The 12,332-nt window shown below is 48.6% G+C and carries 7 protein-coding genes; all 7 read left to right on the plus strand.

Translation table 11 applies throughout. The annotated features are described in order from the left end of the window. The first annotated feature begins 139 nt into the window (after nucleotides 1-139). The 7 genes from AC0YN0_RS03350 to AC0YN0_RS03380 all read left to right on the plus strand — a co-directional run bounded on the left by AC0YN0_RS03350 (nucleotide 140) and on the right by AC0YN0_RS03380 (nucleotide 12,318). Complete coding sequence (locus AC0YN0_RS03350; RefSeq protein ID WP_475819987.1) at nucleotides 140-2,485, plus strand: helix-turn-helix domain-containing protein; 2,346 nt, start codon at nucleotides 140-142, stop codon at nucleotides 2,483-2,485. Between the two features lie 170 nt (nucleotides 2,486-2,655). Next, on the plus strand, nucleotides 2,656-4,299 hold the full coding sequence (locus tag AC0YN0_RS03355; RefSeq protein WP_475820885.1) for a type 2 periplasmic-binding domain-containing protein: 1,644 nt from the start codon (nucleotides 2,656-2,658) through the stop codon (nucleotides 4,297-4,299). 84 nt (nucleotides 4,300-4,383) lie between these two features. Beyond that, a complete protein-coding gene (locus AC0YN0_RS03360; RefSeq protein ID WP_475819988.1) occupies nucleotides 4,384-5,298 on the plus strand; it encodes an ABC transporter permease in 915 nt (304 codons plus the stop codon). A 12-nt stretch (nucleotides 5,299-5,310) separates the two neighbouring features. Beyond that, nucleotides 5,311-6,192 carry a carbohydrate ABC transporter permease gene (locus tag AC0YN0_RS03365; RefSeq protein ID WP_475819989.1) on the plus strand — a complete coding sequence of 294 codons (882 nt, stop codon included), beginning with the start codon at nucleotides 5,311-5,313 and terminating at the stop codon, nucleotides 6,190-6,192. Nucleotides 6,193-6,248: 56 nt separating this feature from the next. Further along, the gene (locus AC0YN0_RS03370; RefSeq protein WP_475819990.1) at nucleotides 6,249-7,937 is read left to right on the plus strand and encodes a glycoside hydrolase family 2 protein; all 1,689 of its coding nucleotides are present in this window, start codon (nucleotides 6,249-6,251) and stop codon (nucleotides 7,935-7,937) included. A 14-nt stretch (nucleotides 7,938-7,951) separates the two neighbouring features. Beyond that, nucleotides 7,952-8,947 (plus strand): Gfo/Idh/MocA family protein, encoded by a 996-nt coding sequence (locus AC0YN0_RS03375; RefSeq protein WP_475819991.1) that lies wholly within the window; start codon nucleotides 7,952-7,954, stop codon nucleotides 8,945-8,947. A 260-nt stretch (nucleotides 8,948-9,207) separates the two neighbouring features. Continuing rightward, complete coding sequence (locus AC0YN0_RS03380; RefSeq protein ID WP_475819992.1) at nucleotides 9,208-12,318, plus strand: heparinase II/III domain-containing protein; 3,111 nt, start codon at nucleotides 9,208-9,210, stop codon at nucleotides 12,316-12,318. The last annotated feature ends 14 nt before the right edge of the window (nucleotides 12,319-12,332 follow it).

Consider the following 12,332-nt stretch of genomic DNA (forward strand, 5'->3'; position numbering starts at 1 on the left):
GCAGTTGGGTTCTTTGCATTGTCTTGGTCGAATCTTGAATACAGCAAATCCATATTAACAAAGGATAATCGATAAATCCGACCTGATCGAGTAGGTTATAATTAGCTGTATTCATTATTGCACAGGAGATGAATTACTCATGAGTAAGTTACCGAAAGGGTCAACGGGCGAAAGCAGTCATCGAGGGCGAAGCGTCTTCTTTAAGCTGCTGTTGTCTTTTCTATTCGTGTTCATGATTCCGGTTTTGATCGGCAGCATCGTCTATGTGAGGATCGAGCAGATCATGGTAGACAATGCATACCGTTCGAATTCCGCGATGCTAGAACAAGTGAAGCATGTGGCGAACGGGCGAACGCAGGAAGTCGATTATATTATGCGGCAGATTGCCTTTCATCCTAAGCTGCGGCTATTGCTCGAGAAGGGGGATACGTCGGACTCTCCTCGCGACCAATACGAGTTTATTGAATTCATGGACGAACTGACGAGATTTTCCGCCTACAACACTTTTGTTGAAGATTTATATGTGTACTTTGGCAACACCGATACGATTCTTACGCCTACGATGAAAACGGATTCGACCACTTTCTTCAACTATATATACAATGATCGCGATATGAGCTTGGACGAATATAAGAATGAATGGCTGCTCGGGAATCATTACAAATCGTACAAGCGATCCGTGCTGGATGGCGGGAGTTCGAAGGGGCAGTCGTTTATTACTTACGTGCAGTCGCTCCCCTTCGGAGAGATGAACAAGGCTAGCGGTAGTCTAGTCGTGTTAATTAACGAGAATGAAATACGGGACTTATTAAAGGAAGTCGAAGGACTTCATAATGGGACATTATATATTCTAAATCGCGACAAGGAGATTTTGATCGGACCGGAGGAAGGCGGGCAGCTAGATGCTTATCGAGGTTCGCTGAACGGAGATCGGGGTCAGTTCCTTTACGCGGCGGGTGGCGAAGAGCATTATGTTTCGTACGTGACGTCCTCCGAGAACGGCTGGACGTTCCTGTCTGTTTTTCCTAAGAAAGTGGTGCTTGAGCAGGTTAATACCGTGAAAAGGTGGAGTTTATTAACTGTGCTGGCCTGTTTAGTATTTGGCGTATTACTCTGCATCTATCTTACCCGCAAGCATTATTCGCCGATCAAGGATTTGGTAAGTATGATCGTCCGGGGAAGAGCGGATACGGATGGCAGACATCGAAATGAACTGATTCTCATAAGCGATACGATGAAGTCTTTATTCGGCAAGGAACATGAGCTCCAGAAGAAGTTGACTTCACAAATGCCGATTATGCGAACAAGCTTCCTGACTCGTTTGATTCACGGACAAGTCGATTTCCAGTCGATGACGAGTGAAGATATGGAGATGCTCGATGTTCGATTGGCTTATTCGTGGTTCGCGGTCATTGTGCTCGATATCGAGAAAGGTTCAGCCTTCATGAAGGAGGATACGGAGCGTGAATGGATGCTGCTTACGTTCATTCTTCTTAATGTCAGCCATGAGATTTTAGATGGAAGCGGTTATGCGTTCGAGGTTGCGAAGAATCGAATCGTGGTGCTCATGAATACGGAGAATGACTCCGAAGAAGCGGCAGCTCAAATGAACGGCTTCCTGACGAGTCTGATGACTATGATGAGGGAACGCTTTAAGACCCGGATTACGGCGGGCGTTAGCACCTGCCATCAAGGGCTTGAGAGGATCGTTGAATGCTACGACGAGGCTATGATCGCGCTTAGTTACAAACTACTGGAAGGATCAGAAGCGATTATTCGATATGAGAAGGAAAGAATCGTAGACAGCGGGACGTACCGTTTTCCGACCGATCTGGAGGTGCAGCTTACCAACTATGCAAAAAACGGGGATTGGGGCAATACGGAGAGGTTGCTGGATAGCCTTTATTATAAAAATTTTGGCCAAGGGCGTATATCGCCTGCTATGGGGCGTTGGTTCTTCTTGGACCTGCATAGCACTTTGCTGAAGCTGATTGAGGCAGGACGGCAAGATGGCGAGACGATGTTCCCGGGAGAGAACGATCCGGCGAAGTGGATGTCGGAGTCCGCAACAGCCGAGCAGATGTTTGCACGAATTAAAGAGATGTATAAGAAGATTTGTTTTGCCATGCAAGAGGATCGAACGGATCATAGCGAGCTGCTGTATCAGAAGCTTGTGACATTCATTGACGAGCACTATCATGACAACAGTCTGGGGCTGACCATGCTTGCGGAGCAAATGAATTTAAGCCCGATCTATATATCGGCTTTCTTCAAAAAGCATAGCGGTGAGAATATGACCGATTACATCACACGTACGCGAATCCATCATACGAAGAGGCTACTCGCCGAGGACCTCACTGTCCAAGAGATTGCACTGCAAGTCGGGTATGCAAGCAACATTGTTCTGACGAGGGTATTTAAAAAAATTGAAGGCATTACGCCGGGGAAATACAGGGATCAGCAACGGAATCTTAAGCAGGATTAATCCATCTTTAACATAGGCAATGGCCATGCTTAAACAGAGGTAACGAATCTTGAATCCTTATGATTTCACCTCGGAACAGAACGCGATACATTGGCAACAAGGAATCGACATCAGCCAAAAACAATCGATTTCGACCATCAAATCATAGGGAGGTTTATCTATTGAACACGATGAATCGTAAGAAGGGGACGGTTTGGCTGCTTGTCGTCATCATGACGGCAACCTTGATCGCGGGCTGTTCAGGGAACAACAATGCAGGCAATACGAACAATGCACCTAAGAGCACGGACTCGGGCAAAGAGAATGCGGCAAACAGCAGTGAATTCCCGGCATCTTTCTCGTATTGGGTTGAATTAGACGGAGATGCGGCTGTGACGATGACCAACTTCAACGAGAATGCAGCTTACAAAGAATTGGAGAAAATCACCGGTACGAAGGTGGACTTCAAGCATCCAAGCGGCGGCGGAACGCAGATGCAAGAGCAATTCAACTTGATGATCGCTTCCCGTAATTTGCCGGACGTCATTCAGACGAGCTGGTTGGCGGTTCCTAGAGGACCTCAGAACGCAATCGATGATGGTACGATTATTCGTCTCAATGATCTCATCGAGACGCATGCGCCGAACTTTAAGAAGTTTTTGGACGAGAATCCCGATATCGCGAATATGATCAAGACCGATAAAGGCGATATCTACGCGTTTCCATTCATTCGTAGCGATGAGCGAATTAAAGTGTACTATGGACCAGTCGTTCGCAAGGACTGGTTGGACAAGGTTGGAATGGAGCCGCCGACAACCATCGAAGAGTGGGAGAACGTGTTAACTGCTTTCCGTGATAAGGATCCGAATGGCAACGGCAAGAAAGATGAAATTCCTTTCCTGCTCGAAGTCGGAGCGGTGCGAAACGAGCTGCTGAATTCGATGATCGGAGCATGGGGCATTCTATCGAAGTTCTATCAAAAGGACGGTAAAGTACAGTACGGCGAGTTGCAGCCGGAGTACAAGGAGTTTCTGACGGTCATGAACCGGTGGTATAAAGAAGGACTGATCGATAAAGATTTTGCCGCTGTTGACGGCAAGCTGAAAGATGCGAAGACATCGAATAACGAGCTTGGTGTGCTCTACGGATATTCTAGCGGTACGATCGGCAAGTTCACCGATCTGATGAAGGATAGCGTACCTGGCTTTAAAATGATGGCGCTGCCGCATCCGACGCTGATTAAGGGAGATGTACCGGCTGCCGGCATGATCAGTCCGACCTATCCGGGGGAGCATTCCGCTGCGATTACAACGGCTGCCAAAAATCCGGAGCAAATCATCAAATGGCTCGATCTTGCTTACGGAGAGCAAGGACATAATCTATTCAACTTCGGTATTGAAGGCGAAAGCTATGAACTGGTGGACGGCAAACCGGTTTACACGGACGTGATCAAGAATAATCCGGATAAGCTGACGTTCAAGCAGGCGCAAGCCCAATTCATGCGGACGCAGTACGGCGGTCCGTTCGTGCAGGATGTGGAATCCTTCCTGCAACAGATGAAGTACCAGGAGCAATTGGATTCGCTTGATACGTGGTCGAAGGCGAAGAACGAACTGCAACTGCCGCTCATGACGCTGTCGACGGATGAGAGCAGCAAGCTTGCGTCTATCATGAACGACATTAATACGTATTCCGATGAAATGATCATCAAGTTTATCATGGGCGTAGAACCGCTCGATAACTTCGATCAATACGCCAGCAACTTGAAGAGCTTCGGCGTCGAAGAAGCCATCACCATTCAGCAAGCGGCGCTTGACCGTTATAAGAGCCGATAATCCGCAGGTTGGAGGCCGGAACTCGAGCCGATCGATTCCGGCCTTCATGCCTTGGTTGAGTTACGGAGAGGAGGATTGTATGGCATGGCATCATATTTTGGTAGGCTAATTACGGATTTGCGAAGAAACCGAATGGTTTATGTGATGCTGTTGCCCGTCGTCGCCTATTATATCATTTTCCATTATGGGCCGATGTACGGATTGCAGATCGCATTCAAAGATTTTAACCCCGTAAAGGGATTTCTCGGAAGCCCATGGGCAGGCTTTAAGCATTTTGAGGACTTCTTCGGCAGCGTATACTTCGGAAGAATTCTGGGCAACACCTTGCTGCTCAGTCTATATAGTCTTATCTTTTTTTTCCCGATGGGCATTATATTCGCCCTGCTGCTTAACGAGCTAAGAAGCAGCAAGCTTCGCAGAGCCGTGCAGACGATTTCCTATATGCCGCATTTCATTTCGCTAGTGGTTATCGTAGGCATGCTGTTCGATTTTCTGGCCCGTGATGGACTAATTAATAATATACTGGCTTGGTTCGGCATGGAATCGATTCCGTTCATGCGCACGGCAGCTTGGTTTCGGACGGTCTATATCGGTTCGGAGATCTGGCAAAATATCGGCTGGAGCTCCATTGTTTACCTAGCCGCGATAAGCGGCGTCAATCCGACCTTGTACGAGGCGGCCCGAATGGACGGTGCGAACCGCTTTCGTCAGATGTGGCATGTTACGCTTCCAGGCATTATGCCAACCGTCACGATTATGCTGATTCTGTTCATCGGGAAATTCATGACGGTAGGTTTCGAGAAAATCATTCTGATGTACAATCCAGTCATCTACGAAACCGCGGACGTCATTCAGACTTACGTGTATCGCAAGGGCATTCTTGAGGCGAACTTCAGCTATAGCGCTGCCGTCGGCCTATTCAATGCGGCTATCAGCTTCGTTTTGCTGATCGTGGCCAATATGGTAGCGAAGAAGCTTGGAGAGACAAAACTATGGTAAGGAGGGACAGATATGCTCATTAAACGTTCATTAGGCGAGAGAGGGTTTGACGGTGTGAACACGATCTTCATGATCGTCATGTCCCTCGTGACATTATATCCGCTCATTTATGTCCTATTCTCGTCGCTCAGCGACCCCCAATACGTGGTACAGAATCGAGGTCTCGTTCTTTATCCGCATGGCTTTAATTGGGACGCCTATCAGATGGTGTTCAAAAATCCGAATATCGTGAGGTCGTTCGGCAACACGTTATTGTACGTTTCGGCAGGTACGCTGATGAACATTTTGCTGACGTCGCTGGGAGCATATGCTTTATCTCGTAAGAACTTGATGTTGAAAAATCCAGTCATGTTCATGATTGTTTTTACGATGTTCTTCGAAGGCGGTTTGGTTCCACTCTATCTTTTGATGCAAAATCTGCATTTACTAGATACGAGGATGGCTATTATTTTGCCGTCTGCCATTAGCGCCTTTAATCTCATCATTATGCGTACGGCTTTTCAGGCCGTGCCCGAAAGTTTGGAGGAATCGGCGAGGATCGACGGCGCCGGCGACTGGACGATATTGTTCAAAGTGGTGCTGCCGCTATCGATGCCAGTCGTAGCTGTTATGTTGCTATTCTATGGCGTATCGCACTGGAACTCGTGGTTCTATGCAACGATCTTCCTGCAGTCTAGAGAGTTGTTTCCTCTCCAAGTTATTTTAAGGGAAATTCTAATTAGCAATGATACGAATGCGATGTCTGTTGGCGTAGGTACGGGTGACCAGATGGCGATTGGCGAGACGATTAAGTACGCTACCATTGTTATTGCGACGGTGCCGATTCTATTCTTGTACCCGTTCCTGCAGAAGTACTTCGTGCAAGGCGTTATGATTGGAGCCATCAAAGAGTAGCTTGCTTTTAGTTGAACCCTATTGAACTACCATTCCACGGTTGGAGGTCATCATAAATGATGAGATTGTTCGAGACAAACAGAATACGGAAGACCAAGTCTTTAGCAGGAACTTGGGAGTTTGCGCGTATAAATGAAGCGGGGATCGAAGAAGTCGATGTTAAGTTTCGTCTTCCTGTACCCGGCTGTTGGGAGACGAATCCCGAGCTGGCAACGTACCGAGGGAGGGGCGTCTATCGCAAAACGATCCGTACGCACGAGAAAAAATCGCTCCGTTTCGTCTTCAAAGGCGTAAGCCATACAGCGGATGTGTATTTCAACGGAAAGCACATCGCGCATCACTATAATGCCTACACCGCGTTCGACGCGATTGTCCAGGATGTCGAGCAGGGCGAGCATGTACTGGAGGTTCAGGTCGACAACGGGTTCCACGAGGGATCTTCTCTGCATTTGCATAATGATTATTATACCTATGGCGGCTTGATCCGGCCTGCAGGATATGAGGAGCTGAATGCGTTATTTATTGAACGTCTGGAATTTATTCCGAAGCTATCGGATGGAGTCTGGGGTGCGGCTGTACGGGTCATCGTCCGAAATGTATCCCAGGAAGAGCAAGAAGTTTCGCTTCGCGGCAGCGCGGTAGGTTGCAGCTTCGACCTTGGCTCGGTTCGTCTGACGGCGGGGGAGCGACGAATCGTCGAGGGAAACTTTGATTTTCCTGAAGCAAAGCCATGGAGCAATGAGAACCCTCAATTATATGAGGTAGAGATACAGGCAATCGACGTAATCAATGGCCAAGTCATTGATGACCTGATCGAGCGTGTAGGATTCCGTGAGGTAACGACGTTTGGGGGCAAGATCCAAGTTAACGGCCAAGATATCGTTCTGAAAGGCTTTAACCGCCACGAGGATCATGGGGTTGTTGGTGCTTCGTTCCCGTTATCGCTGATGGCAATCGATCTTGACCTTATGAAGGATATGGGCTGCAACAGCGTACGTACGAGCCATTATCCCAATGACGAGCTGTTTCTTGATCTGTGCGACGAATGGGGCTTCTATGTATGGGAGGAGAATCATGCACGCGGACTAAGTCTGGAACAGATGCGCAATCCGAACTTCATTCAGCAGTGCGAGGATGTTAATCGCGAGATGGTCGAGCAGCATATCAATCATCCTTCAATCATTATTTGGGCGATCTTGAATGAATGCGCAAGCTGGTCTGAGGAAGGGCGCATCCACTATAAGCGGCAGCTCGAACAGATTCGTGGACTCGACGGAAGCCGTACGCTAACCTTTGCCTCTCATCATCGCGAGAAGGAGATTTGCTTCGATCTGGCGGACATCGTCTCTTTCAATCTCTATCCGGGCTGGTACGGACCGGAGGATGCAGGCGAGTTGTGCGATACGGCCAGAGGCTGGGCGGACGCCGCTGGCGGACTTGGCAAGCCGATGATTATGAGCGAATTCGGCGGCGATGCCGTCTATGGTTATCGTATGCCAACCCGCGTGAAGGGGACAGAAGAGAGACAAGCCGATATCATCGAAGAAAATCTAAAAGCATACACGGAACGCGACTTTGTATCCGGGATGTATGTATGGCAGTTCTGCGATTGCCGCGTTACCGAGGAGCAGAAAGGTCCGTTATGGCGTGTTACGACGCAAAATATCAAAGGAGTAGTGGACGTATATCGTCGTCCGAAGCTAGCCTATGAGGTCGTGAAGAAATACTACAAGTCAAACAGATAACGGAGGCGAGCAGTTTGGCGCAGCATCGTTTCGTACTGATTGGACATGGCGGCATAGCCAGATCCTATGCCAGAATCATTGCTGGCATGCAGAGTGCAGAGGTGTGTGGTGTCGTCGGGCGCAATCATGCGAAAGTGCAGGCGTTCGCGGACGAACATGGGATTGCTGTATGTGGAACGGACATCGGTGAGGTAGCGTCACGGGCACAAGCGACGGCGGCGCTCGTCTGTAGTCCGAACGGTGCCCATTACGAAGGCGTTATGGCAGCTGCGGCAGCAGGTTTGCACATTCTATGCGAGAAACCGCTGGCTATCGATCCTAAGCATCAAGCGGAAATGATTAAAGCTTGCCACGACCATGGCGTTAAGTTGTCCGTGTCGTATATGCGCCGCTTCACTCCGCATATGCAGTGGCTGAGAGGGGCGATGGATGAAGGGCAGCTCGGTCGAATCACCGTTGTAGACGTGACGATTAAGCACTTCCGTTCCGCTGCCTATTACGATTCCTGGCATGGAACGAAGGCAATGGACGGCGGCGGTCCGTTCATCCAGCAAGGGAGTCACATTATCGATCTAGCGTTATGGTTATGCGGCGGATACGATAAGGTGCTGAATGCTGCTTGTTTCCGCATATTGCATGATAATATCGAGACCGAGGACCATGGTTATGCTGTCCTGAAATATCGTAATGGTGCGGTCGGCATGATAACCGCTTCGACCGCTTGCGTAGGCTTAAGCAAAGAGAGCATTGAAGTGACCGGGACGAAAGGAACGGTGGTCGTTGACTACAATGGCATCATTTCTTGCAGCGTCCCCGAACTTGAAGCGGCTATAGCGAACGTAACGAACCCTGAGTCAGGCGGACAATCGATATTAATGGAGCTTCTGCTAACGGACTTCCTGCATGCCATCGAAGAAGATCGACAGCCGTTCATTACGGGAGAGTCAGCTTCAACGGCAACGGAGCTTGTCATGGCAATTTATGCAGAAACAAAGGATTATAATAATTGAACTTAGAATGGCGCCGGATCGCCTCGAATACGCTCAGGTGACCACTTTAGTCGCACCTTAAGTAAATGATTAAAAGCTCCCTCACTGGAAGTTCAGTAGAGGGGGCTTTTTTAAGCATGCCATATTTATTTGGCTATAAAGAAAAACACGCCTAAAAACATCTTAAAAAACCGTACATATTCATCAATTAACTGCATTTGCTTGTCTGCAGCACCGTGATACCCTTGTGGTGTAGAGATACAAAAGTGGAGGCGAACAAGATGACGCAAGAAAATCCGAGAAAGCAGCTGGAAAAATTGGTCGATAAAGCCCTTCATCTGCTTCAATCGGAAGGCGATTATTATACGGATGGGGCAAAGCTTGCCCTCGCGGATCTGGTGAACGCGGCGGAACTGACATTGCAAGGACACGAACAGGTTCCGTTTGTCCGAAACCGAGAATTTATGGCTCCATCAGCTGAGGGGGCTATTCGTTTTGCCAAAAAAAGATTCACTATGGTCCCTTCTTATAATCCGGGAGCACATATCTACCAATCGTACGGTCTCGAGCCGGCCTTGGCGTGGTTTGAACAGCAGGATATGCGCAGAGAGGAGGAGTATACGCTCGCTGAAAAAGTCGGTTTTGCAGTCGAAAAAGCAAAATCGTTGCTTGCTGATGCGAATATTGGAACCGGGATCGGACAATACGATGCTGCCGCCGGTGAAGCTTTGATTCGGGCTATTCAGCAGGTGAAACAGGCATCCGCTGGCCAGCAGTACGATAAAGATCTGTTGGCAAAAGCAATCGTACATTGCTTTAACCGAATAAGAGAGCTGCGCTACTCTAAGGTACTGCGATCGGATGTCGATATGGAATCCTCTCTTTATCTCACAAAGGAGCAGCTGCTCAAGGTGAAGGAAAATGCCGAACTTGATCCTCTCATTAAGGCACAGGCCGAACAGATTAAACGTATCGCAGACAGTTACAGCCTGGCATATATCGAGAAGGCATCCGAGCTTATTATGCAAGAAGAAAACGACTATAAAGAGATCAATAAGCATTTTTACGTTTGGAGCTCGACCGATAAGATTGTCAATTTCATTGCGCCTGAGAAAGCCGTTACAGCGGAACTTGCCTTTATTCTCTCATCGGTAGAAAACGAGCAGGACGGACTTGGCCATGTGTGGATCGATAATGTAAATATTTTGTCCGCTAGCGGCGGAAGCCTGGACCTTCGCAACAATGGGTTTGACGAGGGAGAAGATGTGCCGGAATATTGGAAGCCGCAAGCCCGGAAAGGCAGCCCTATCATGCAATGGGAGGTTCGTTATCCCTACTGCGGAGGAGGAAGTCGGGCGGGCCAGGATACGGCTAATCCATCTTCGCAAGCGGATTTTACTTATAAAGAAAATACAGCCTTCCATTCCCTCTATCTTTGCAATCCAACGAGGGAGGATGAAGCGGCATGGGTATATGATGGCGAGTTCTCCATTCAAGGGGGAACTGGATATACCCTCACATTCGCCGCAAAGATTGACGGCAAGCTGAAGCAGGGTCTGAAGACGGTTATTATCTTCAAGGATGAGCAGGGCATAGAGCTGGAGCGATTTGAATACTTGTTCAATCGTAAATCAACTCTCGCGAATGGATGCTTTCAGCTGACCATGCAATGCGATGCGATTCAATACGCGTTTACCGAAGATAGGGAATACGCATTGAAGGCAAAGCATGCTCTTCTCTATACGTTGAACGATTTCTGCCAAGGCGCCGAGCATTGGCTGGTTACCAATGAAAGACCGCAGGGGAGCGATTCATATGGTGCGGTTCAGGGGGGACGGTTGCTCTGCAGCGCCGCCGTTGCTTACTCCATGATTAAGGAAGCGGGCGTGTTCAATAGTGATGAAAAAAATCGTATGTACGCGATGGTGGAATATCTGCTGCGGTACATGATTGATTTGCGGGATCGCACGGAGCTGTCTCCTTATACGGCGCAATATGGAAGCGGCAACTGGCAGACTGATATGTGCGCGGGTACGGCGTATATGATGCTGGTGCTGGATGATTTTCCGAATCGGAAAACATGGCTCTATAACGCGCATGCCGTACTTCATGCTCAGTTGGTACAAACCGTAAATCCGGATTCGTCATGGCCGGAGTCCATCCGTTATCATCATGCCGCGCTTGAACGTTTCGCCGGTTATGCGAAGGTGACGGCGCATATGTTGGGGGAAAATTGGTTTGAAGAGACGCCGCTTGCCAGCATGTTCGGCTTCAGCCTGCGGACGCAAACACCGGCCTACCGGTATTTCGATGACCGAATCGGCACGCCGCCATTTGGTGATCATGCGCTGAACGGCGGCTCGGAGTTCGGAAGCTTCGGTACCTATATAGGTGATATTGAACAGGTGGATAAAGAACTGGCCGATCGGATGTACCATACATGGCGGTTGGCAGGCAAACCGTTCAAGAAATTATGGGGTGAAGGTATTGCCCTTGACAATTTGCTTGGTAAAGGCGATTCCTATGTACCGGAGTATCCGCTTCAGCTGGGGTCTATTAATGACCTTGTTCATGCTGGTATTTATATATTCCGAAACCATGTGGACCCAGAGCGGCAGAGCTATTTTGCCATGATGTCGAGTCCGGAGCCCATTGGTCATGGCCATATGGATCAAGGCTCCTTCATTCTGTACAAGGATTCACTACCGCTTGTAATGGATTCGGGGATCGAAGGGTACTTCGACAGCAGTACTAGCTGGCATATAAGCTCCTATTCCCATGCTTGCATGCAATTCGCAACGAAGCGTACGCATGTGGAAAAGAGCGGCGATGGTGCGATTAATCTTTCAGCGGGGACGTACAGTTTGGAACGGGGCTGGGTCGATGTTCCCCGGACGAGCCGTGTTCTCGATTCAAGCATTGGTCAGGATGTCGAGCACATCACGATTGAGATCGCTAATCCGGAAGGAGAAGGCATGCATATCCGCCATGTCCGGTATTACAAGCGTTATGATCTTTATCTGATCGAGGATAAGGTAGAGGGATTTGAAGGGGAATTGTTGTTTAATCTTCCAGTCGCAGCCAAGCAATCCGTAATAGAGCGAAACCGTGTGTACACGAGCGGTATTTACGATGTTGATCTGGAGACGATATTTCTTAGCCCGGTGAAATCCATGCAGGTTGACAAAGGCCGCTCAACACCGTTCTTCGACAGAGGGGATACTTGCATGATGGATTATGTAAGAGCAACGGCTGATGCGAAGGATGGATTTACGGTTCTACTATACCCGAAGCGGACAGATGAGAGTCGCCTTGAAGTATCGATGCAACAAAATGGACGCTTACAGGTAGTCATTCAAAGCAAAGTATTAGAGCTTGATTTAACCAGATAACAACAAATTTACCG

The organism is Paenibacillus sp. J22P218, from assembly GCF_056269195.1.